Origin of the sequence: Sulfurimonas sp. NWX79, assembly GCF_039667035.1 — a bacterium.
Taxonomy (GTDB): domain Bacteria; phylum Campylobacterota; class Campylobacteria; order Campylobacterales; family Sulfurimonadaceae; genus Sulfurimonas; species Sulfurimonas indica.
The window spans coordinates 63407-85363 of the sequence record NZ_JALCZL010000003.1 but is presented as its reverse complement, the minus strand read 5'-3'; the positions used below and the strand labels follow the sequence as shown (position 1 = coordinate 85363).

22 protein-coding genes are annotated in these 21957 nt (G+C 37.6%); 10 read left to right on the top strand and 12 right to left on the bottom strand.

The genetic code is table 11. The annotated features are described in order from the left end of the window. The first annotated feature begins 21 nt into the window (after positions 1–21). Positions 22–345 carry a hypothetical protein gene (locus MNY27_RS02260; protein ID WP_152183688.1) on the top strand — a complete coding sequence of 108 codons (324 nt, stop codon included), beginning with the start codon at positions 22–24 and terminating at the stop codon, positions 343–345. On the opposite strand, the gene prfB is transcribed toward MNY27_RS02260, so the two are convergent. Then, positions 342–1439, bottom strand: coding sequence for a peptide chain release factor 2 (prfB, locus tag MNY27_RS02255; RefSeq protein WP_346391823.1), 1098 nt, complete (start codon positions 1437–1439; stop codon positions 342–344). The genes MNY27_RS02260 and prfB overlap by 4 nt on opposite strands. 62 nt (positions 1440–1501) lie before the next feature. Here prfB and panC point away from each other — a divergent pair, with 62 nt between their 5' ends. Then, the gene (panC, locus tag MNY27_RS02250) at positions 1502–2323 is read left to right on the top strand and encodes a pantoate--beta-alanine ligase (RefSeq protein WP_346391822.1); all 822 of its coding nucleotides are present in this window, start codon (positions 1502–1504) and stop codon (positions 2321–2323) included. Here panC and MNY27_RS02245 read toward each other — a convergent pair. The 4 genes from MNY27_RS02245 to flgB are packed head-to-tail and all read right to left on the bottom strand — an operon-like array spanning position 2300 to position 5308. Beyond that, positions 2300–4060: a penicillin-binding protein 2 gene (locus MNY27_RS02245; protein ID WP_152183685.1), complete on the bottom strand. Its 1761-nt coding sequence runs from the start codon at positions 4058–4060 to the stop codon at positions 2300–2302. The two genes, panC and MNY27_RS02245, sit on opposite strands and share 24 nt — an antisense overlap. Before the next feature lie 7 nt (positions 4061–4067). Beyond that, a complete protein-coding gene (gene fliE, locus MNY27_RS02240; RefSeq protein WP_346391821.1) occupies positions 4068–4367 on the bottom strand; it encodes a flagellar hook-basal body complex protein FliE in 300 nt (99 codons plus the stop codon). Between the two features lie 15 nt (positions 4368–4382). Further along, a complete protein-coding gene (gene flgC / locus MNY27_RS02235) occupies positions 4383–4877 on the bottom strand; it encodes a flagellar basal body rod protein FlgC (RefSeq protein ID WP_152183683.1) in 495 nt (164 codons plus the stop codon). Further along, the gene (gene flgB, locus MNY27_RS02230; protein ID WP_152183682.1) at positions 4877–5308 is read right to left on the bottom strand and encodes a flagellar basal body rod protein FlgB; all 432 of its coding nucleotides are present in this window, start codon (positions 5306–5308) and stop codon (positions 4877–4879) included. The genes flgC and flgB overlap by 1 nt, the downstream gene beginning before the upstream one ends. A 322-nt stretch (positions 5309–5630) precedes the next feature. Between flgB and MNY27_RS02225 the strand changes: the two genes are divergently transcribed. From MNY27_RS02225 to MNY27_RS02210, 4 genes are all read left to right on the top strand, one after another. Beyond that, positions 5631–6065: a prepilin-type N-terminal cleavage/methylation domain-containing protein gene (locus MNY27_RS02225; protein WP_346391820.1), complete on the top strand. Its 435-nt coding sequence runs from the start codon at positions 5631–5633 to the stop codon at positions 6063–6065. Between the two features lie 125 nt (positions 6066–6190). Then, positions 6191–6646 (top strand): prepilin-type N-terminal cleavage/methylation domain-containing protein, encoded by a 456-nt coding sequence (locus tag MNY27_RS02220; protein WP_346391819.1) that lies wholly within the window; start codon positions 6191–6193, stop codon positions 6644–6646. Then, positions 6633–7073: a prepilin-type N-terminal cleavage/methylation domain-containing protein gene (locus MNY27_RS02215; RefSeq protein ID WP_152183680.1), complete on the top strand. Its 441-nt coding sequence runs from the start codon at positions 6633–6635 to the stop codon at positions 7071–7073. The genes MNY27_RS02220 and MNY27_RS02215 overlap by 14 nt, the downstream gene beginning before the upstream one ends. A gap of 13 nt (positions 7074–7086) precedes the next feature. Then, on the top strand, positions 7087–8934 hold the full coding sequence (locus MNY27_RS02210) for a primosomal protein N' (protein WP_152183679.1): 1848 nt from the start codon (positions 7087–7089) through the stop codon (positions 8932–8934). On the opposite strand, the gene MNY27_RS02205 is transcribed toward MNY27_RS02210, so the two are convergent. Next, positions 8918–9490, bottom strand: a complete 573-nt coding sequence (locus MNY27_RS02205) for an NUDIX domain-containing protein (RefSeq protein ID WP_152183678.1) — start codon at positions 9488–9490, stop codon at positions 8918–8920. The two genes, MNY27_RS02210 and MNY27_RS02205, sit on opposite strands and share 17 nt — an antisense overlap. Then, the gene (locus MNY27_RS02200) at positions 9483–10670 is read right to left on the bottom strand and encodes a M23 family metallopeptidase (protein WP_152183677.1); all 1188 of its coding nucleotides are present in this window, start codon (positions 10668–10670) and stop codon (positions 9483–9485) included. The genes MNY27_RS02205 and MNY27_RS02200 overlap by 8 nt, the downstream gene beginning before the upstream one ends. A gap of 101 nt (positions 10671–10771) precedes the next feature. On the opposite strand from MNY27_RS02200, the gene MNY27_RS02195 reads away from it, so the two are divergent. The 3 genes from MNY27_RS02195 to MNY27_RS02185 are packed head-to-tail and all read left to right on the top strand — an operon-like array spanning position 10772 to position 13785. Then, the gene (locus tag MNY27_RS02195; protein WP_152183676.1) at positions 10772–11566 is read left to right on the top strand and encodes a plasminogen-binding N-terminal domain-containing protein; all 795 of its coding nucleotides are present in this window, start codon (positions 10772–10774) and stop codon (positions 11564–11566) included. Between the two features lies 1 nt (position 11567). Continuing rightward, the gene (locus tag MNY27_RS02190; RefSeq protein ID WP_346391818.1) at positions 11568–12953 is read left to right on the top strand and encodes an FAD-linked oxidase C-terminal domain-containing protein; all 1386 of its coding nucleotides are present in this window, start codon (positions 11568–11570) and stop codon (positions 12951–12953) included. Positions 12954–12957: 4 nt separating this feature from the next. Beyond that, positions 12958–13785, top strand: a complete 828-nt coding sequence (locus MNY27_RS02185) for a YihY family inner membrane protein (RefSeq protein WP_152183674.1) — start codon at positions 12958–12960, stop codon at positions 13783–13785. Here the strand turns inward: MNY27_RS02185 and MNY27_RS02180 are convergent. From MNY27_RS02180 to MNY27_RS02165, 4 genes are all read right to left on the bottom strand, one after another. After that, a complete protein-coding gene (locus MNY27_RS02180) occupies positions 13729–15012 on the bottom strand; it encodes a ComEC/Rec2 family competence protein (RefSeq protein ID WP_152183673.1) in 1284 nt (427 codons plus the stop codon). The two genes, MNY27_RS02185 and MNY27_RS02180, sit on opposite strands and share 57 nt — an antisense overlap. Continuing rightward, complete coding sequence (dnaB, locus tag MNY27_RS02175; RefSeq protein WP_152183672.1) at positions 15013–17490, bottom strand: replicative DNA helicase; 2478 nt, start codon at positions 17488–17490, stop codon at positions 15013–15015. Position 17491: 1 nt separating this feature from the next. Further along, positions 17492–18547 carry a flavodoxin-dependent (E)-4-hydroxy-3-methylbut-2-enyl-diphosphate synthase gene (gene ispG, locus MNY27_RS02170; protein ID WP_152183671.1) on the bottom strand — a complete coding sequence of 352 codons (1056 nt, stop codon included), beginning with the start codon at positions 18545–18547 and terminating at the stop codon, positions 17492–17494. An 82-nt stretch (positions 18548–18629) separates the two neighbouring features. Then, positions 18630–20654, bottom strand: a complete 2025-nt coding sequence (locus tag MNY27_RS02165; protein ID WP_152183670.1) for a TonB-dependent receptor — start codon at positions 20652–20654, stop codon at positions 18630–18632. Positions 20655–20781: 127 nt separating this feature from the next. Between MNY27_RS02165 and MNY27_RS02160 the strand changes: the two genes are divergently transcribed. Continuing rightward, entirely contained in the window at positions 20782–20937 is a 156-nt protein-coding gene (locus MNY27_RS02160; RefSeq protein ID WP_188109447.1) for a hypothetical protein, read from the top strand. On the opposite strand, the gene MNY27_RS02155 is transcribed toward MNY27_RS02160, so the two are convergent. Continuing rightward, a complete protein-coding gene (locus MNY27_RS02155) occupies positions 20923–21942 on the bottom strand; it encodes an agmatine deiminase family protein (protein ID WP_152183669.1) in 1020 nt (339 codons plus the stop codon). The genes MNY27_RS02160 and MNY27_RS02155 overlap by 15 nt on opposite strands. Positions 21943–21957 lie beyond the last annotated feature (15 nt).

Sequence of the window (21957 nt, the reverse complement as noted above, 5' to 3'; positions counted from 1 at the left end):
AGCAAAAAAAGGAACGATAGTTTGGAATTTTTTAAAAAACATCAAAAAGAGATAATACGAGTAGTTGGAGCACTGTTGTTAATAGCTGGATTTGTGATAAACTTTTGGGTAACACCTCAAAAAGCAATGAGTGCAAATGAGATTGCTGCTGCAAACTTAGCACGTATGCAGGCAAATGTTGTCGGTAGTAATACTAAACAGGTCAAAAAGCAAGTGGATACTTCTCACATTTCAAAAGCACTTCAAGCTACACGAAAAAAGCAGATGAAGTATTTGACAATTTTTTCTATGATACTCGGAGCACTCTTTTTAGCATATAGTTTTTTAAAAAAGGAAGAGTCCTAAGAACGATTTGTCGCTATTAAGACACCTTCTATCATCTTGTCTATATCTCCATCAAGAATAGCGCTTACATTAGAGTAGGCTTCATTAGAACGTGTATCTTTGACCTGCTGGTAAGGCTGCATGACATACGAGCGAATCTGATGTCCCCAACCTATCTCACTCTTGGCAATGCCTGCCTCTTTGGCTTTTTGTTCTTCAAGTTCCAGCTCATAAAGACGTGATTTTAACATCTTCAGTGCTGTTGCTTTGTTCTTATGCTGAGATCTGTCATTTTGGCACTGTACAACTACGCCTGTAGGAATATGTGTGATACGAATAGCAGATTCGGTTTTATTAACATGCTGTCCACCAGCACCACTTGCACGGTAGGTATCAATACGGATATCTTTATCTTCGATAACAATATCAATATCATCATCGATTTCAGGTGAGACCATGACAGAACTAAATGAAGTATGACGTTTTGCATTGGAATCAAATGGAGATATGCGAACAAGTCTGTGGATGCCATTTTCCACTTTTAAGTATCCATAAGCATTCTCACCTTTGATAAGAATAGTAGCATCTTTAATGCCTGCCTCTTCTCCTGTCTGATAATCCAGTACTTCGACTTTAAAATCATGTCTTTCAGCCCAGCGTTTATACATACGAAGTAGCATTGCGGCCCAGTCTTGGCTCTCTGTTCCACCAGCTCCGGGATGGATAGACAAAATAGCATTATTGGCATCACTCTCACCGCTTAGTAGTACTTCTATCTCCATAGCACGAATCTGTTCTTCTAACTGTGGAGCATCATCATAAAGAGCCTGTAGAGACTCTTCATCATTCTCTTCTTTTGCCATCTCATAGAGCTCTTTGGCATCTTCTACAGCAGATTTTGCAATATTGTACTTTTCAAGTTTGCGTGAGAGCTGGGTTTTTTCTTTTTGAATCTTTGCGGCACGAGCTGCATCATTCCAAAATTCAGGATTGCTCTCTTGCTCTTCTATCTCACGCAGACGAGACTCGATTTTTTGTGGCTCTACAACATCTGTAATATTTTGCATCTTAGTTGTAATATTTTTTAAAAGTTCTGTATATTCGTAATTGTCCATGCTTAGCCTATATGAAAAAATCTCTGATATAATTGCACCATTATATTATATTGGGACTTAAAATGAAGACTATTTCCTCTGCATTGGAATTAAAAGCATATCTGAGAAATGAGAATAAAACCATAGGCTATGTACCAACTATGGGAGCACTCCATGAAGGGCATATCACACTTATCAAAGAGGCTAAAAAAAATAATGAAGTAGTTGTAGTCTCCATTTTTGTCAATCCTACACAGTTTTTAGCGGGAGAGGATTTAGATAAATATCCTCGTCGTGATGAAGCAGATAAAAAGATATGTGAGCTTGCAGGTGTTGATGTTTTGTTTATGCCGCAAGCTGATGAGCTCTATTTTGAAGATGAAGTAAAGATTGTCGCTCCAAATGTTAGAGGTTATCTGCTAGAGGGTGCAACACGTCCAGGACACTTCAGTGGAGTACTGCGTGTTGTGATGAAGCTTTTAAATATAGTAAACCCGACAAATGCTTACTTTGGAAAAAAAGATGCACAGCAACTCAACTTAATTGAGTTAATGATAAAACAGTACTTTATGGACGTGAATATTGTCCCGGTTGATACAGTAAGAGATGCAGATGGTCTTGCACTGAGTAGTAGAAATGTCTATCTCTCAAAAGAGCAGAGGCAAGAAGCACTCAAAATTCCAAAGTCACTCTATGAGGCTTCAAAAATGGTAAGTCGAGGCATAGTGAATGTCGCAGAGATTAAAGAGCAGATGCTAAAAATCTTAGAACCACTTGAGATAGGTTATGTTGCAATACTCTCACGTGAGTTTGAGCCAATTGATGAGGTTGTGATAGGGGAGAGCATTATACTCGTTGAGGCTTTAGTCGGCGATACACGCTTACTCGACAATATTTGGCTCTAAGTATCCTTCTTCTATCATAACATCGACTGCTTGTTTGAAAACAGGAACGGCAGTTTGGGCAGCGAACTGGCTCTTTTTTGGTTGGACAACGATAACACCGATTGTATAGTTGTGAGTTTTGTCATTGGCAAATCCGATAAAGGCAGTATTGTATTTTCTTACATATTTGCCTTTTTCAACAATATGTGCAGTACCGGTTTTACCACCAATTTCCAAACCAGGCGTGATGGCTTTTTTTCCTGTTCCTTTATTGACTGTTTTGATAAGGATTTTTTTCACTCTTTGGGCAGTAGCTCCTCGTAGGACCTGCTGTTCTTCAAAAGGTTCTATCTTTTTTTCTTGATGATATTCATCAATATAACCAGTGACAATCTGCGGTGTTACCATCTTCCCGTTATTGTTAAAGACACTGTATGCTCGCATTAACTGCATGAGATTTGAACGAATCCCATAACCGTATGCACATGTTGCTTTGTATATCTCATTTTCCAATCGTTTTGAAGATGGAATAAAGCCGACTTTTTCATAGATAAGATCAGGTGTGGACTTTTGTGCAAATCCAAACTTTTTAAGACCATTGTTAAACTCATATCCTGAGAGCTTTTGTGCAAGTTGTGCAATCCCAATGTTTGATGAGTAGACGATGACATTTTCAGCACTCAACCAATCAAATTTATGCTCATCTGTGATGACTTTTCTTCCCATCTTAAAACGACCGTTGTGGCCATTGACCAGATCATAAGGATTTACAAGTTTGTGTTCAAGCAGAAGAGAAAAAGTGATAGGCTTTAAAACACTTCCCGGTTCAAAACTATACTCAATCATTCCCGAGTTTAATGAAGGGTAGTCTTTTTTTCTAATTGACTTTGGAAGATATCTGTTTGAGCTAGCCATACTGTAAACTCTTCCTGTGTGTGAATCCATAATGGCTATCATAATCTCTTTTGCATTGAGTTCTATTTTCATAGTGTCAAGCAGTTTTTCTATACGAATCTGCAATGCGACAGGAATGCTTAACTTAATATCTAAACCATTTATCTTTGGTTTTGTAAAACTCTCTTTATTGAGGATGATGTAACCGTTTACATCACGTTTGCCACGTGAGAAACCATCTTGACGAGCAGCTAAATCAGCATCAAATCTTTTCTCTAGCCCTTTTACCCCTTTGATGGCCGTGTAACCGTTGTCTTCTACTTTGTGAGGATACCCGATAATCGGAGTAAGAAGATTGCCATAAGGGTATCTGCGACTCTCTCCACTCTCAATGATACTCAAACCATGAATGGAACGCAGTCCTGTTCGTGGGTTTTTCAGCTCTAGAAAAACTTTAAAACGGCGTAGCTCATAAGAGAGCTTTTTAAGGTACTGTGCCTGAATTTGAGGAATGTTGTAACTTAAAACTACTACACCTTTGCGACGCGAGAGACGTTTTTTAATGGCTTTTGATGTCATACCGGAGTAGATACTAAAGAGCTCTATAAAAAGTTCTCTTTTTTGTGGGTCAATATAACGGGTATCAACGACTGCTTTGTAGAGTTTTTTTGTTGTAGCTATATGGAAACCATCTGCAGAGATAACAGTGCCTCGCTGTGCACGTGAAGACTCTTTTGTATAGAGTGATGGAATATGACGGCTTTTGACAACAGTAAAAAGAATAACACTTAAAAATGCTATAAATGCTAAAGATATAAGAAGATAGAGAAGGAGAATTTTCTTTGATTTGTTTCGATTGACCATTAAGTTATTAGAGTTGTGTTCTACCTATCTCTTTGTATGCGCTCAGTGCTTTGTTTCTGATCTCTAGCATAAGTTTCATACTTGTTTCTGCTTTTCCAATCGCTAAAGCTGCTTGATGGAGGTCTTTTACCTGCCCCGTCGCTAAGTCTGCAATAGCCTGTTCACTCTCTTTTTGCATATCATTGACTTCATTGATAGCAGATTTGAGGTGCTCGGCAAAAGCTTCACCACCTGTTTTTGGTAAAGACTCTTTTTGTTTTAGTAAATCAGCAGTAGATGTTGATGAAATCTCATTTATATTACTCATGCTTTTCTCCATAAATTATTGCAGTAAAGATATCGCAGAATTTGCCATATCTTTTGCACTCTGAAATGCTGCAACGTTAGCTTGGTAAGAGCGGGTTGCTTCTACCAAATCGGCCATTTCCACAACAGGGTTAATGTTTGGATAGGCTACATAACCGTTCGCATCTGCATCAGGGTGGTTTGGTTCATACTTCATAAGTGGTTTTGCATCATCACGTACCACTTTATCAACTATAACACTCATTATAGCAGGATTTACCTTTTTGCCAAATTGATTTTCATCCAATGGATCTGAATATGCTGCACTTTTTGTTTTATCAGCCAACATATCATTATATACATCATTAAAGTTGATTGCTTTAAAGATGACCTCTTTACGACGATAGGGTCCACCTTCATCAGTACGTGTGGTTTGCGCATTGGCAATATTACTAGATATTGCATTTACTCGAACACGTTGCGCAGAGAGTCCATATCCGCTGATATCAAAACTGTTTAAAAAATCACTCATTAGTTAACCTTTGCAGAAGCGTCAATAACACTTGTAAAAATTGCTGAATCTTTTTTGTTTGCCATTACAAGGGCATTGAACATGATAGAGTTTTTACTCATCTCTGTTGTTTCAACATCCAAATCCACTGAGTTTCCGTCATTACGTGCCATATGTCCATCTCGGAAATATAATGTCGGTTGTAAAGCACTTCCTTCTTCTTTTGGTGTTAAATGTTTCGCATTCGTACGAGCCATTTTCAGTTGATGTGAGTTTTCTTTGTAAAGTTCATTTTTTTTAGCAATCAGTGCTTCTTCAAAACGAACATCACGCGGTTTATAATAAGGAGTATCTGCATTGGCAATATTAGATGCTATTATATCTTGACGAGCTGCACGATAGTCCATAGCCTGTGCTAAGAGACCATGTGTTTTAGAGATTTCAATACTCATAAATACTCCTTGTTGAGATGTAACACTAAACAAGCAATTTTTATTCCAATTATTAATTAATCGCTGTAACCTGAACAACTCTTTGGAACCCAGATTTTAATCTGGGCTATATGTGACTTTAAAGCCTAAAATACAAGGCTAAAATCTCACTTTCAAGAAGAATCAGTGCTTTTTTGTTGAATTAAATGTATCACAATATGGCGAGTTTTCGGTGAACTTAGATGAAGTTTACTACTTTTCAGGAAATATTAATAAAAATAGTCTCATAATAGTCTTTAAGATTACAAGAGTAGTCCAAATTTTTTAATTACAAGGAGTTCTTATGAAAAGAGCTGGTTTTACAATGATCGAATTGATCTTCGTTATCGTTATCTTAGGTATTTTAGCAGCAGTTGCTATTCCAAAACTTGCAGCAACACGTACTGATGCTGAGGTATCAAAAGGTGCTACAGAACTTGCAACAGCACTTTCTGATATTGGATCTTATTATACATCTCAGGGTACATTTGCCGCTTTAAGTACAATGACAAATGTTCAGTTTGATGATAATACAAAAGGGGCAAGTGATAGTGATGTTGCTAATTATGTAATAGGAAATGAAGATTGTGTTAAAATTACATTTAATAGTGTTGCAGATGGTAATCTGACAGTAGAGGATATAAATGGAACATCAACGGCAGCATGTACGGGCCTACAAAATGCAACAGCAGATCTTAAGGGGACACATATATTTGGTGGGTCAGGTGTAACTTATTAGAATAATTTCTTTCTTGTTCCCAAGCTCCTGCTTGGGAATATTTTTCTTTCCTTAAAATCCTCAAACTTCAAATTAAAATAATCTAAACCATGTTAATATAAAGAACTATTAAGTAAGGAAACTATATGAAAAATTATAAAAATGCATTTACGATGATAGAACTTGTCTTTGTTATAGTTATTTTAGGAATCTTAGCGGCTGTTGCTATTCCAAAGTTAATAGCAACTAGAACAGATGCAGAGATTTCTAAAGTTGCAGATAATATAATGACTGGTGCGGGGGAAATAGCTTCTTATGCGATGTCAAATGCGAAAACAGAAAATGATTTAAAACTTATGTCGAAGGGAATGAAGGTTTTAGAATCTTCAGGTTATGCTACACTTACTACAAAAAAAGCTGTTATCGCGATGGGAAGTGTCAGTAATTGTTTAACATTAGAAATACTGACAGGTACTACAGATGATAATTTAACCATCTCTTTAGGTACCGCTGGAAATGATACTAAGTGTTTGGCTCTTCAATCTGCAATAGATGCTGCAAAGTATCCAATGAAACTAAGGGGAACGAATGTTACATACTAAAAAAGCTTTCACGATGATAGAGATGGTGTTTGTCATCGTTATTTTAGGGATTTTGGCAGCAATAGCAATACCAAAATTTGCAGCTACAAGAACAGATGCACAGATAGCTAAAGGGCGTTCTGATATTTCTGCCATACGTTCAGCTATTATGACGGAGCGTCAAAGTAGACTCATAAAAGGAGATTCTAGCTGGATTCCACAGTTGAGTGATAACAATACGACACTTTTTACAGGGAGTGATGCTAATCATACCCTCCTTCTCTATGGTGTTTCATCCGGAAATACAGATGGGCATTGGAGAAGAGCAGCAATCAATACGTATGTATTTCGTGTAGGTGGGCAGGATTGTACTTTCACTTATGACGGTGCAGGAAAATTCACTTTAAGTGCTGCACAGCCTGCTATCTGTGATAATCTTGTAAACTAATAAATAATAAAAATTGTATTACTACAAAATCTCTATCATAGGTTCTCCTTTAGAGCCATTTACTTATTCAAGCTCTGATAATATTTCTTCTGGTACCCTTCTCGTAGTAGAGTTTAATAATCGACAAAAAAAGGGTGTTGTCATTGAAAAAACCCAAAAACCAGACTTTGAAACAAATGAGATTTTAGAAGTTCTGGATCTTTTTTACTCTTTAGAGCAGATGAAACTTGCGAGGTTTATTGCTTCATATTATATCTGTTCACTTGGTGATGCTTTTTCTTTGATGGTTCCATTTCAAGAGAAAGAAGAACAACAAGAAGATACGCAGAAATGTTTTGAGAACTCTAAAATCATACTCTCTTCAAGACAGGAAAATGCATTCAACTTTTTAAAACAGCATAAGGTTTCTTTACTTTTTGGAGATACCGGTAGCGGTAAGACAGAAATCTATATGAAATATTTTGAAGAGGTTTTAGGTGAGGATAAGAGAGCACTTTTCTTAATGCCCGAAATCTCTCTGACACCGCAGATGTCTAACAGACTGCAAGAACATTTCGGTGGGCATTTTGTTATCTGGCACTCTAAACTCACCCCTTTACAAAAAAGAAAAGCACAAGAGAAGATAAGAAGTGGTAAAGCAAAGATTATTGCAGGGGCGCGTTCTTCTCTCTTTTTACCTATTAGAGATTTAGGGCTTATAGTTGTGGATGAAGAGCATGATGAGAGTTATAAATCATCCGCGCGACCACGTTACAATGCACGTGATATTGCAATTTATATGGGAAAGATCTATGATATACCTGTAGTGCTTGGAAGTGCGACACCATCACTTGGTTCTTATGTGAAATTTCCTCACATTAGGCTCAAAGGTGGACATTTCAGTTCAAAAAAAGAGTTTATCTATGAAGCGCATACTGAAGAGATTACACCTTTAATCGAGAGTCACTTACGTGAGGTTTATGAAAAAAAAGAGCAATCCATTGTTTTTTTACCCACTCGTGCAAATTTTAAGTATTTGATTTGTGGAGATTGTGGATATACCTTTGAGTGTGCATTCTGTTCTGTTGGAATGAGTCTGCATCAACACTCACGTGCACTGAAATGTCACTACTGTAATTTTACACAGGCAATACCACAGGTTTGTCCTGAGTGTCACTCTTCTCATCTTGTCAGTTCAAGACTAGGAACTGCCGAGGCTATGAATATCATAGCAGAGCTTTTGCCAAGTGCAAAACTTGAACAGTTTGACAGAGATACTATCACTACGGCTGCCAAGTTAAAAAAAATATTGAAGCGTTTTAATGATAAAGAGAGTGATATCTTAGTCGGTACGCAGATGCTTAGTAAAGGGCATGATTATCATGATGTAACTTTAGCAGTTGTTCTTGGGATGGATAATCTTTTAAGTATGCCAGACTACAGAGCTCGTGAAAAAGCGCTCTCATTACTCATTCAAGTAGCAGGGCGCAGTGGTCGTTCCAAAGATGCAAAAGTGATAGTGCAGAGTTTTAATGAGGATTTTTTTCGTACCTATATTGAGAGATATGAAGATTTTTTAGAAGAGGAGAAACTCTTTCGCCAAGAACTCTATCCTCCATATAAGAAACTTTGCCGCATTCTTTTTGCACATAAAAATGCCCAAAAAGCACAAGAAGCTATGCGTGAGATGGAAGGAAAATTGCGGAATTTTCAAGAGTTAGAGATTGTAGGTGCAAAAAAATGTGCGCTTGAGAAAGTAGCGAATAAATATCGTTATGAGATACTGCTACGTTCTGCTAAAAGTACTGATATTATACAAGCTGTACGTGCTTCTATGGTACCGTTGGCAGAAGTGGATATGGATCCTATAGAGTTTGCTTGAGTTTTGTGTTGAAAAACCAGTAAAAAGCTAAAGAGACACCGGTTGTTTTTTGATAGGACTCATCAAAAAGAAAATCTTTTGCATTTTCATATGCTATGCTGATAACCTCTATCTCTTCATCATGAATCCCGCCACCCTCATTTACTCGCATACTCTCATCAATTTGTGCGTAATAGAGTGTCTGATGTGTTCCAGATATGCCAACAGAGGTATAAAAGGAGCTGATTTTTTCAATATTTTCCAGTGGCACATCATAACCACACTCTTCTAAGATTTCCTCTTTTGCTATCTGAACATTTGAGCATTTTTTATCAACGATACCTGCACAGAGTTCATACATATAACCATCATCAGGATTTTTATTGAGTACTGTTACCCGTAACTGTTTTACAAGGATAAAAGCATCTTTTTCTTTATGGTAAAGAAGCACTGCAACACTATCATGACTGATAACAGCCTCCCATCGTTTTTTAATGCCTTTTTGAATATAGTTTATCTCTATGGGCTTGATGAACTTTGTCTCTTTGAGCTCTTGGATAGACTCTATTTTATCCATTGTTTTTGTCCATGAAATGAATGTAAGAGATATTTTCAAATGGTGGGAGCTTTTGAAAAGGTGTTTGGTTGCCCAGATGAAGTTCAACACTCTCATCATAATTTTTCTTCAGACGTAAAAATGCTTTTTTCTCTTTGCCTCTGAGTTTTTTTGTTGTAACTTGTACAACACGCAGTGGATTAATGGCACGACCGCGTTTTCTAAGTTCAAAATGCAGATGTGGACCGGTTGAACGGCCGGTATTGCCTACATAGGCAATGGTCTGTCCTTTTTTGACATATTTACCACGATGTATGCCTCTACGAAAAGATTTTAGGTGGGCATAGCGTGTTTCATAACCGTCATTATGTCTTATTTTTATAAGGTTTCCATAGCTACCAAGCCGTGCAGCATAGACAATTCGCCCGCTTCCTGCAGCTATCACGGGAGTTCCTCTTCGGGCGGCGTAATCAACACCTAGATGGGCTTTCCATTTATGCAGAACCGGGTGCCATCTTCTTTTGGTAAAATAGGATGAAATACGCGCACCACGAACAGGACGAGCGAGTAAAAACCCTTCAACTTCATGTGCTTTTTCATCATAATAACGTCCATCATCATTGAGATAGATATAGTGGCGTTTATGATTCATCTCTATCATGGCAACTTTGAGTGTAGGCATGGAAAAAGGGCGGCCTAGACGGTACTTTTGTTCATAGATCATTACAAGTCTATCGCCTTTGCGGATGTCATTTTTAAAATTAAGAGAGTGTTTAAAACTTGCAACAAAGATTTGAGCGAGCTTTTTACTCCCTGTCTCTTTTAAAATATTGTACATTGGAGAGCTCGTAATTATTGTACTGAAGGCTTCTGTTTTGGTGGTACTGATAATTGGGATGGCTTCAAATTTGTAAGAGTTTTTATCTTTATAGATGTGGATTTGCAGTTCATCATTGAGTGGAAGTAGGATCTGTTCTATTAGACCATTATCATCTTTTAAAATTTGATAATGCACTCCAGCACGCATCTCTTCTGTAAGTCTTTGGTCATCTTTGTCAAGGTTGTAATAGAGCTCTCGAATAGGAAGATTGTGATTTTCTAAAAAGATCAGATAGGTTTCCCCGTTTATCCATCTATACCTTTCCACAACGGAAGAAAAGAGGGATGTTGCCAGTAAAAAAAGTATGAAAAATCGTATCATTAATATTAGCCTGAAATAAATAATGTGCAAAGATTATCAAATTTTTGATTAATATGAGGTTTGTTTGATATAATCGCACTATATTAATAGAAAGTTGAACAATGAAATATACGATTTTACTCATTTTGATGGTTTCACAGATGATGGCAGCTGTGATGAAAGCCCCAATTCTTACTGTTGACAATGATAAAGCACTTGCTACGATAGAGATTGACCATATTGATGTAGGAGTGAGTGGTTTTGTAGTCCATCATATCACACCCGAGCACAGTGTGATTTTGAAAAATGCAACAGTTATGGCATATGATAAAGCCAAAAAAATTGCAACAATTAAAATGAGTGAATTTAATGCACTCCGAAACAACTCTCTGCCATATGGAAAGTATAAACCAGAAGTCGGTGATACGGTAGAGCTTGCTTTTGGGTACTCTCGTGCGCTCTTAATCGCTCCAACTGAAGAGATATATCATCAAATCTCAAAAAGTGTGCGTATTCAGTGGATACATCCAGACCTTTTTGCAACGGTACTCTCTTTTGCTGGGCATCCGACACCGCTTCAGGAAGATTTTACGAGTTTTGCAAATGCTGCAAGTGTTGGACTACTTTTTATCTACTTGGATAAAAAAGTCTATACAGTGGACATTAAGAGTTTTACAATTTTAAATATTACAGATGCCTCTTTTGAAGCCAAGAAAAAACAGACACCTTTTTATACACGTGTAACAAAAATCGATGCTGCTTGGTGGGGTGAAGGGAGTGATGAGATGGAGAATTATGCTCCGCACTATTATAAGCTTTTAGTGCAGAACAATAAAAAGAACAAAGCACTCTATGAGATAGTAAAAAGTCATAAAGAGTTAGTAGATTTAGTTACTGAATTTAAGATAGGAAAATAGTATGATTGAAGCAAAACATTTAGAACATTTTAAAACTATTGTAGGTGATGAGAATATCTACAGTGATAAAGCACATTTAATTGCATACTCTTATGATGCGACACGTGAGCACTTTGAACCTGATGCTGTACTTTTTCCTCGGAATGAAGAGGATGTCAGTGAAATTTTAAAGTACTGTAATGAGCATAAAATTGTTATCGTTCCACGTGGAGCGGGTTCAGGTTTTACTGGTGGGGCACTGCCGAGTTCCGGCGGTATTGTACTGGGCTTTGAAAAACATATGAATAAAATCCTTGAGATTGATATGAAAAATATGGTTGCTATCGTGCAACCCGGTGTTATCAATATGGATCTGCAACGTGCAGTTGAAGAGGTAGGGCTTTTTTATCCGCCGGATCCGGCATCTCAGGATTATTCGACTATAGGTGGCAATGTAAGTGAAAATGCCGGTGGTATGCGTGCTGCAAAGTATGGAATTACCAAAGACTATGTCATGGCAACACGTGCAGTACTCCCAAATGGTGATGTCATTAAAGCTGGAAAGCGAACTATCAAAGATGTTGCAGGCTATAACATTTCAGGTATTTTAATAGCTTCTGAAGGAACTTTGGCAGTTTTAACAGAGATAACTCTCAAACTTATTCCAAAGCCGAAACTGACGAAAACGGCGATGGGAATCTTTCCAACGGTAAATGATGCAATGGAAGCGGTTTATAAAACAATGGCAAGTGGAATTACACCGGTTGCTATGGAGTTTTTGGATAACTTGACGATTCGTGCAGTTGAGCAGACCTTTCATAAAGGACTACCAGTAGATGCCGGTGCTCTTTTGGTTACTGATGTTGATGGCAATTTGGAAGATGATCTGAACTTCCAACTTGACCAGATTGAAAAGGTTTTTAAAGAAAACGGATGTTCTGAATTCCGTCGTGCAAAAGATGAAAAAGAGGCGGCTGATATCTGGTTTTCTCGTCGTAATGCTTCTCCTGCACTCTCAGTTTACGGAAGTAAAAAACTTAATGAAGATGTAACTGTTCCGCGTGCGGTACTACCAGAACTTTTAGAGAAGTTTTATGCCATAGCTGATAAGTACAGTGTAAAAATCCCATGTTTTGGACATACGGGTGATGGAAATGTGCATACGAATGTTATGGTTGACGGTAGTGACCAAGAGCAGGTGAAAATCGCTTATAAAGCGATTGAAGAGGTGTTCCAAGCGACAGTTGACCTAGGTGGGACACTCTCAGGTGAGCATGGAATAGGACTTGCAAAAGCACCATATATGAAAATGGCTTTCTCTGATGCCGAGATGGAACTTTTTAAATCCATTAAAAAAGCCTTTGATCCAAATAATATCTTAAACCCTGCAAAAATGGGACTTGATTAAGACGATGCATCATTTAGCTCGAAAAATCTACAAAGAGGTCAGACAGTTTGTTTTGGCTTTTGTAGATAAAGAGCTGACACTTTTTGCAGCAAGCCTTAGTTTTTATACTATCTTTACTATCATTCCTCTGCTTTTAATAGTGCTGACACTGCTCACTTCCATGCCGAGTTTTGCAGAACATTATGAAAATATCAAAAATTTTATCTTCTCAAATCTGATGCCGGTACAATCTGAGCTTATTATGAAAAATATAGACAGTTTTGTGGCAAACTCTGCGAAAATGGGAGCCTTTGGGCTTTTAATGATACTTGTTGCATCCCTGATGTTTTTTAAAAACTTTGAGTATATAGCCAATAAGATTTTCCATGCAAAATCAAGAACCCTTTGGGAGAGCATAACAACTTACTGGACAATGCTTACGCTCACGCCAATTGCCCTTGGTATCTCTTTTTATATTACAGGCTATATTGCAGCACTGATGGCTTCGAATTCGCTCACTTCCGGACTCAATATTTTGCCACTTGTTCCGTACTTGATTATCTGGGGGCTTTTCTTTTTGATATTTCAAATAGGCCCAAATGCCAAAGTAAATCCAAAAGCATCAGCAATCAGTTCATTTGTAGTCTCCATCATCTTTAGTGCAAGTAAAAATGCTTTTATCTACTATGTTTTTTTGAACAAATCCTATACTACGATGTATGGCTCTTTTGCGATTGTGATGTTTTTGTTTTTATGGATCTATGTCTCTTGGATTATCTTTATCTACGGTCTGAAGTTATGTTATATGATAGATCGAGTATATAAACACACAGAGGCAATAAAAAAGCAGTAGATAAAGTGCTTCTTTTTTAAAAACAGCCAAAAGCGAGAGAAAAATCTCCCCATATAAGACTATATTTGGAACTGCTATTTTCACTGCGTGAGGATTGAGTTGCAGTAAAGAGATAAGCAGTGAGTCAAGCAGATCTCCAAATCCAATCAAATGAAGAAAAATAGAGAGTGGATAAAAAAGAGTAAAGAGTGATGTCCAAAGAATCGAGAGTGGGTGATATAGGCTGAAATTTCCAAAGATGACTAAAGAGTATGGTAGCATCATCAGATAGACCCAAAAAGGAAGCAGAAGAAATTGCCATAGCTTGTTTCTTTGTTGAAAATAGATAAGAAACAAAAAGATATAAAAAACACCGCTGAGACTTAAAGCAAAACCAATACTAAAGAGCAGTCTTGGGAAAAAGGCAATGAGTAATAAACAAGTCAGTAATAGTGTTTGCAGTGAGATGATTTTGATACCTTTCTCATAGAGTATAAATCCGGTACAGAGCATTGCAAAAGCTCTCAGAAGTGATGGTGGTACATCTAAAAAGAGCATATAGGTAAGCAGAACAAAAGTGATAATGAAAAAAGTGTCACGTTGTGCACTTCTATAGGGAAAGTATCTGTTTTGTAAAAGTCTGTAAGGGTATTTAATAAGAAAATACAGAAGTGCTGAGAGTACACCAAGATGAAAGCCACTTATGGCGATAAGATGTGATATACCAAGGTTTGAAAAAGTCTGCTGAAGGTGGTATGGTAGTGACTTTGCCAGATAGAGTGCTTGATAGATAGCGCTTGCATCATTCTCTGCATGAGCTTGGGTAATAGCAGTGGTAATGTTTTCTTTTATAGAACTTTTCGTATCAATTTCCAAAATTTTACTAAAGGCAAAGAAGCCTTTGAGGTACTCTAAAAAAGTAATTTTTCCTGCCCATACCTCTAGGAGAATATTTTTGTCTTTATAGTTTGGCAGATTTTTAGAGGCTGTTGAATAAAAAGTAAAACCATCAAAACTTTTTATCTTTAACACCTGATAGGTTTTTGTTTTGCCTTTTTTTGTAACTTTTGTTTTTGTGTATTGTTTGAGGATTGTCGCGTCTACTAATTGAGAGTCAAATTTTGTGAGTTGTTTGTATTTGTAATATTCATAGGAGAGAGAAGTTGTAAAAAGTAGGATAAAGAGAGTAAGAAGATAGAGGTAATCCTTTCTTGAGCTTAACAGCTCAACTCTCTCTAAAGAAGCCATCTAGATAGGTGGCATCTCAACTTGTGGGACATCAACCTGAGCTGATTTTGTATCGACATTTTCATAGACTGTCTCAACAGCTTGGGCAAAGCTTGGTGCATCAACAAAACGGGTAAGTTTTTTCTGAAAGATGAGTTTTACATGGCCTGTTGGACCGTTTCTCTGTTTTCCGATGATGATCTCAGCCTCTTCTTCCTCTTTTTCAACATAGGTTGAGGTAAACTCTTTTCCTTCTGCACGTGCTGCTTTTTCTCGCTCTTTTTCTTCTTTGTAGAGGTATACATCATCACGATAGACAAAAAGGATGATATCGGCATCCTGCTCAATCGAACCAGACTCACGGATATCACTGAGCATCGGACGTTTATCATTTCTGCTTTCAAGCCCACGGTTAAGTTGTGAGAGCGCAACAATAGGCATCTCAAGCTCACGAGCAAGCATTTTAAGCCCACGTGAGATCTCACTTACTTGGAGGTGTCTGTCTTGGTTACCGATCCCTGACATAATTTGGAGGTAATCAATCACGGCTATCTCAATTTCTGGATGCTTGTTTTTGAGTTTTCTAAGTTTACTTCGAAGTTGATTGATATTGACACTTCCCTGATCATCAACAAAGAGCTTGGCCGAGTTCATTCTGTCAATGGCACCATTGAGTGAGCTCCACTGGTCATCATTCATATCACCGACACGTAATTTCTGTAGAGGAATAGATGTCTGAATGGAGAGCAGACGTAGCATTAACTGCTCAGCCGGCATTTCCAGTGAGAAAAAGGCGACACCTTTGCCTTGATTGATAAGATTGTTTACCGTATTTAAAATAAAAGATGTATTGTGCGTTACCGTCATATCTTCAAGCAAAAAGAGGTGGTTCCCATCAAGAACAAAGCCATAGTAATCATCGACTTTGTCATATTCAACTTTTATGCCTGTGTGAAGATGTTCTCTTTTTGAGAGTAGTTTTCTTGCTTTTTTACGGGCAATTTTAGTTGGTATAGTATCAAGATGACCGAAAATTCTGAGTCGATAGACATCACATACATAGTTTATTTTTTTGATTCTGGCTTTTTTTGTCTTCAGTGAAACACGAAAGCCCAGAGAATCAGCTAAAAATTTAATTTGCTGCGCTAGTTTTTCATCTTTTTGGACAATTTCAAATACGTGATGTTTGTCATCATAATAACCGTCACTGTCGATAAGACCGGCTAAAAGTTTTAATCTGTTTTTTTGTGAATTTCGCAAATAGTCATGTGGAATATGTTTACAATTGAGCACACCCAAATCACGCAGTTTTTTTTGTAAAGAGTTGTCTTTGTATTTTGATATACCTCTTTTCCCTGCTGTAATGGAATATATAGGACATTTCTCTTTGTTATTGTGTTGTTTTGTTACTTGCAAAGAGAGTTTTTTTGTATAGTCTTCTAAAAAGTGAACAACTTCTTTGTCTTGTGTAGCGATACCAACATTGCTTACAGTGCCGTCTCCAAGCCAAATTCCTAAAAAGTATGGATCAACAGGAAGTTGTGTTTTTGGAAAATCAATGGCTACTTTATAACCCTTATAGTTTGAGTGGAATTTTTTACTTTTTTTGTTGTACTCTTTGATGGAAATGTTTAAAATATCACCATGCTTGTGTTTGCCTTCGTTACGTGAGCGTTTGAGTGAGAGAATATGTGATTCGTTGACACGGTAGTCTATACCTTTATTTTGACGTACCCAGTACATTTTTTCACGACCACGGGCAAGTGAAAGGACTCTTCTTGGTGTTGAATCATCACCCATCAATTCATCACCAACAACAACATCTTCAACATTTTTGAGTGTGCCGTCATACATGACAACTTTTGTACCTCGTCCAAGGCATTTCCCCATCGCAGGCCGTGCAGCGATGATGACAAGGTCACCTTTACCAAAACCAGTTGTCATTTTGTTTAGCTCTTTAAAACCGGTATCTACCCCAACGAGTACAGAATTGCCACGTGCTTTCATCTCTTTGATGTACTCCATCGTGTCAAAGGTCATCTTTGGAGAGTCTTTGAAGTCACTTGTCTGATTATCCTGAGTGATCTCATAGAGCTTTTTTTCTACGATGTCAACGACTTCTACAGATGGCAGCTCTTCTTCTACGGTTACTCGTTTTATCTCTGTTGTGAGTGTTAAGAGATGGCGTTTTAGCGATTTGTCTTTAATCTCATCGACATAGGCTTTGGTGTTAGAGATTGGGTTTGCAGCTAAAATCTCAAGCATTACCTGTTCATCAAATTTCTTTGCACGAATCAGCTCTTTTTTTATAAACTCTTCATCGATTGGCTGGTCTTTTTGCAAAAGAGTCAACATCGCTTGAAATATATCTTGATGCGCAGGAAGGTAGAAGTCATCTTTGTTGAGTATGACACTTAGCTCATCAAACTGGCTTGGCTCGAAAATGATAGAACTTAGAATTGAACGCTCAAATGCTAAATTGTAGAGATTATCTTGCATTTTATTCTCCTGCCATTTTTTCTATTTCACTGACAAAACAGTCAACCAACTCTTTTTCATCAAGGTTTGCAACGACTTCCCCTTTGACCATAACAAGTCCTTTTCCTTTACCGTAGGCGATGGCGACATCTGCGTGAGCTGCTTCACCGATGGCATTGACAACGCATCCCATCACAGAAACATTCAGTGGAGTTTTAATGTGTTTTGTACGTTGTTCTATCTCAGCAACTGCACTTACTAAGTCTGCTTCTATACGACCACAGGTAGGACAAGAGATGATATTGAGCCCATCAGGCATCGCTCCACTGTCTTTAAGGATTGCACGACCGACATTTATCTCCTCTTCAAGCTCACCAGTGATGCTGACTCGTATAGTATCACCGATACCATCAAGTAAAAGTGCACCCAAGCCAATGGCACTTTTTACTGTTGCATGAAAGATAGTGCCCGCTTCTGTAACTCCTAAGTGAAAAGGATAATTATTACGAGGGCGCAGCATTCGATAGGCATCGACTGTACGTTGTACATCACTTGCTTTGAGCGAGATTTTAATATCATCAAATCCCAAATCTTCCAAAAACTTGATGTTATACTCAGCTGAAGCCACCATCGCTTCTGCCGTAGGACCATACTTGTTATCGAACTCTTTTTCCAAACTTCCTGCATTGACGCCGATGCGGATTGGCAGGTTTCTCTCTTTGCAGGCTTTTACTATCTCTTTTATCTTGCTTTTATCACTGATATTTCCAGGATTAAAACGGATGCAGTCCACTGACTCTGCAGCAATGAGTGCGAGTTTATAGTTAAAGTGGATGTCTGCAACAAGTGGTAGAGAGATCTGCTCTTTTATGCTTTTAAGCGCAAGTGCATCTTCCATATCAGGTACTGCTACTCTGACAATGTCACAGCCTGCAAAATGCAGACGATTTATCTGCTCCACTGTTGCTGCAACATCGTGTGTATTTGAATAGGTCATAGACTGAACAGAGATAGGTGCATCACCACCGACTGTAACATCTCCGACATAAATTTTTTTGGTTGGGTATCTCTTTATCATAGAGAGATTTTATCTTTTTTTATATGAAGAAGTGCTTTAGAGGAAAAAAGTCTGCTTATAAGGCAGACTTTTTGCAAGGGTTTTAGAATTTAAAATCAAGATTTGTGTAGATATAGCGACCTGGTTCGTTCATCAACATTACATCTGTTGTACCGCCAGTGACTAAGATAAGGTCTGCATATGTATTGCTCTGTGCATATGTTTTGTTAAGTATATTATTTACACCTACAGTAAGGTCAAATTTTCTATTAACCGCATGTTTTACTTTTGCATTTAAGATTGCCCAGCCAGCAAGAACCTGTTCACCGTTCTCGTCATCGATTGTGTTCCATCTGTCACTTGCACGTACTTCAAGTGTTGCGATAGAATTATTTGCATATTCATAGTTCAGTGCCACATTTCCACGCAGTGGTGCCATATCTGCTAAGTTTGTATTTGTCTGTCCGGCAAGTGCTTTGTCTTTTTTACCACGTTTATAAGAAACTCCCATATCAACACTCATATCATCTGTGAGATAGATAGAAGCAGTTGCTTCTCCACCATAAATGTATGCATCTATATTTTCAAACGCATGTACATCTAGAGTAGATGCATTATTGTCTGCATCTTTGTGATAGTAGATATAATCTTTGAGTTTTGAGTAGAAAGCTTTTATTTTAAATTGAAAGTTAGCAGTATTTGCTTCATAGCCTAAATCTATTTCTTGATTTGTAGTATCTTTTAAATCATGAGTCCCTACTTCATTACCCGTAGAACCTAAAAAATAGAGCTCTCTAGCATCTGGTACACGATAAGCTTGTCCAATACCAAAGAAGATCTTATTCTCTTTATTGATATGATATGTCCCTAAAATATTTGCCCCCACAGAGTGATAGTTATTATCCTGGTAGCTGTCATTTGTAATGATGGTATCATCCACTCTCGCACCGACGGAGAGATTAAAAGAACCATATTTTTTATCGAGTTTTGCAAAAAGTGCACTGTTCTTTGTTACTGCATTATCAATACTTTTTCTATAACCAATTGCTGCTGCTGAGCCATTTTTTTCATAGTGTCCGTCCCATTTTCGTTTACTTGCATCAAGACCAAGAAGAAGTTGGTAGGAGTTGATATCAAAACTGTTTTTGAGTTTAATTCCATCCATATTGGTGGTGAGCCAGTTTGTCACTACTATGCCTGTATTTAACGAAGACATTCTATAATCTGTACCCATTGGATGGTCAACATCAGAGTGATAATATTGTAAGTTGATATTTTTGTATGTATCACTGATACTGTCGATATTGTACTCTACACTGTAGATATTTGAGTCATCATAAATAGCATCCATTTTGGAGTTTGCATAAAGAACATCATCACTTCTGTTTGCTGTAACGCTTAGACGCAGTTCTTGATTTTCAAATGTTTTAATAAAAGCTTTTGCCATCGCACTATTTTTAGTATAAGCCGGCATATCATAATAAGCAGGTTGTAATCTAGGGTCTTTTGAACCAGTGAGTGTTGTTGAGTTGGCAGCTTGGTATTTGTCAATTTGCTGTGCTAAAGAGTCACCATTTCCATCATGATACTGATCAGCTGATTCTGTAGAGACTGTTGCAATCATACGGATAATGTCATTGCCTCCACTGAATGTTGCTCCGAATTTTTTGTAGTTCCATGAACCAAAACCAAGATTAACAGAGCCTTTGAAATCTTTTGAGGGTTTTTTTGTGCTTATTTTTACACCACCGCTGAGTGTTCCAAAAGAAGTAACATCATATGGTCCTTCGATAACTTCTAGCTTATCAATCTGATTTGCTACAACGTGAGAAGCAGGGGGATCCATTCTATTTGGACATGCACCATAAACCTTTGTTCCGTCAACTTCTACTGTGATGTTGTCACGTTTTTGTCCACGAATGAGGATATCATTAGCAATGGCACTGCGACGTGACATATCAATGGCAGGTACATTGTCACTGAGTGCCTGAGCAAGATCAGCAGAAGTTTGTGCCTTCTGTGCGACATCAGTTACAACTGTTGCTTCAACATTAATGGGTTCTAAAGCTACATCAGCAGAGTAGAGAGCTGAGACAGCTAGAAGCGAGAGAGTAAGTGTCTTTTTCATTATAATTCCCTTGTTTTTATCTTAAATAATAATTCTAAATCTTTGAGATAAGATTTCTTTATTGATAATAGTAAAAGAAGTGTTAATAAAGTGTTAATAAAAGAAAAAATTCTGCTAAAATTGCATTATGAGTAAAAGTGAAAAGATACAAAAAACAATCACCATTGCATTAGGATTTGCCTTGGCAACCTATCTAATTATGAGTGGTATGGCGATACTGAACAGTGAAAAAAAGGCAGATGAAAATAAGACCGGCAGAATAGAGAATCTAAAAAAAGAGTGAGACCTGCAGACCAACACTTTTTGCAAAGTTCATTGTTACACAGTGCAGTGAACCGTGTTGACGGATAAGTGTAGAACAATCAATGCCGATAACTTCTCTTTTTGGAAATGTTTTTTTAAAAACCTCAAGAGCTTCCCTGTCTTGAGCTACATTATAAAGTGGGACAAGTACAGCACCATTGACAAATAAAAAGTTTGCATAGGTTGCAGGCAGTCGCTCTTCTTCATAGTAAAGTGCATCAGGCATCGGTAAGGCTATGAGTTTGAGCCCTCTCTCTTTTGCTATCATTGAGAGCTCTTCTTCCATCAAATGCAGCTCTTTATAGTGTTCATCCGCTTTATCTCTGCATTGTACGTACATAATGGTATCTTCATTGATAAAACGGGCAAGTGTATCGATATGTGAATCGGTATCATCACCGGCAAGATATCCATGGTTAAGATAAAGTATATGCTCTGCTCCAAAATACTCTTTTAGGTTCTGTGTGATTTGGATGTTATTGAGCTTTGGATTTCGGTTAGGGTTGAGCATACATGCTGCTGTTGTCAAAACAGTGTCTTTGCCGTTACTCTCAACAGCACCACCCTCTAGGACAAAGTCTAGCTTTTGCACAGGCAGTGTATAGATATCTTTGATTGTTTGAGACATTGCATTGTCTCTGTCTGCTTCAAACTTTTCTCCCCATGCATTAAATGTAAAGTCAAGCAGTTCTGTCTTACCGTTTTCTCTCACACATAAAGTAGAGCAGTCTCTTGCCCATGTATCATCAGTTGCGTACTCTGTAAAAAAAAGATTTTTATGCGATGCAAAATGTTTTTGTGTCGCTTCTTTATCTGCACAGATAACGAGACAGTTTTGAAACTCTTTTATTGTGTTGATAATATCTATAAAACAGTTCTGTGCCTCACGCAGATAAGGTGCCCAATCTGTTTGTGCGTGAGGAAAGATGATTTGTGTGAAACCTTGTTCTTCAAACTCTGCGATTAATCGTTTTTTCTCAAACATACTGTATAATTTCCT

Coding starts and splice junctions, on each gene's coding strand:
- panC (WP_346391822.1), top strand. CDS start 1,502: ATGAAGACTATTTCCTCTGCATTGGAATTAAAAGCATATCTGAGAAAT.
- MNY27_RS02155 (WP_152183669.1), bottom strand. CDS start 21,942: ATGTTTGAGAAAAAACGATTAATCGCAGAGTTTGAAGAACAAGGTTTC.
- MNY27_RS02160 (WP_188109447.1), top strand. CDS start 20,782: ATGAGTAAAAGTGAAAAGATACAAAAAACAATCACCATTGCATTAGGA.
- MNY27_RS02190 (WP_346391818.1), top strand. CDS start 11,568: ATGATTGAAGCAAAACATTTAGAACATTTTAAAACTATTGTAGGTGAT.
- dnaB (WP_152183672.1), bottom strand. CDS start 17,490: ATGCAAGATAATCTCTACAATTTAGCATTTGAGCGTTCAATTCTAAGT.
- flgC (WP_152183683.1), bottom strand. CDS start 4,877: ATGAGTGATTTTTTAAACAGTTTTGATATCAGCGGATATGGACTCTCT.
- prfB (WP_346391823.1), bottom strand. CDS start 1,439: ATGGACAATTACGAATATACAGAACTTTTAAAAAATATTACAACTAAG.
- MNY27_RS02165 (WP_152183670.1), bottom strand. CDS start 20,654: ATGAAAAAGACACTTACTCTCTCGCTTCTAGCTGTCTCAGCTCTCTAC.
- MNY27_RS02220 (WP_346391819.1), top strand. CDS start 6,191: ATGAAAAATTATAAAAATGCATTTACGATGATAGAACTTGTCTTTGTT.
- MNY27_RS02245 (WP_152183685.1), bottom strand. CDS start 4,060: ATGGTCAATCGAAACAAATCAAAGAAAATTCTCCTTCTCTATCTTCTT.
- MNY27_RS02205 (WP_152183678.1), bottom strand. CDS start 9,490: ATGGATAAAATAGAGTCTATCCAAGAGCTCAAAGAGACAAAGTTCATC.
- MNY27_RS02215 (WP_152183680.1), top strand. CDS start 6,633: ATGTTACATACTAAAAAAGCTTTCACGATGATAGAGATGGTGTTTGTC.
- ispG (WP_152183671.1), bottom strand. CDS start 18,547: ATGATAAAGAGATACCCAACCAAAAAAATTTATGTCGGAGATGTTACA.
- MNY27_RS02185 (WP_152183674.1), top strand. CDS start 12,958: ATGCATCATTTAGCTCGAAAAATCTACAAAGAGGTCAGACAGTTTGTT.
- fliE (WP_346391821.1), bottom strand. CDS start 4,367: ATGAGTAATATAAATGAGATTTCATCAACATCTACTGCTGATTTACTA.
- MNY27_RS02200 (WP_152183677.1), bottom strand. CDS start 10,670: ATGATACGATTTTTCATACTTTTTTTACTGGCAACATCCCTCTTTTCT.
- MNY27_RS02195 (WP_152183676.1), top strand. CDS start 10,772: ATGAAATATACGATTTTACTCATTTTGATGGTTTCACAGATGATGGCA.
- MNY27_RS02180 (WP_152183673.1), bottom strand. CDS start 15,012: ATGGCTTCTTTAGAGAGAGTTGAGCTGTTAAGCTCAAGAAAGGATTAC.
- MNY27_RS02225 (WP_346391820.1), top strand. CDS start 5,631: ATGAAAAGAGCTGGTTTTACAATGATCGAATTGATCTTCGTTATCGTT.
- flgB (WP_152183682.1), bottom strand. CDS start 5,308: ATGAGTATTGAAATCTCTAAAACACATGGTCTCTTAGCACAGGCTATG.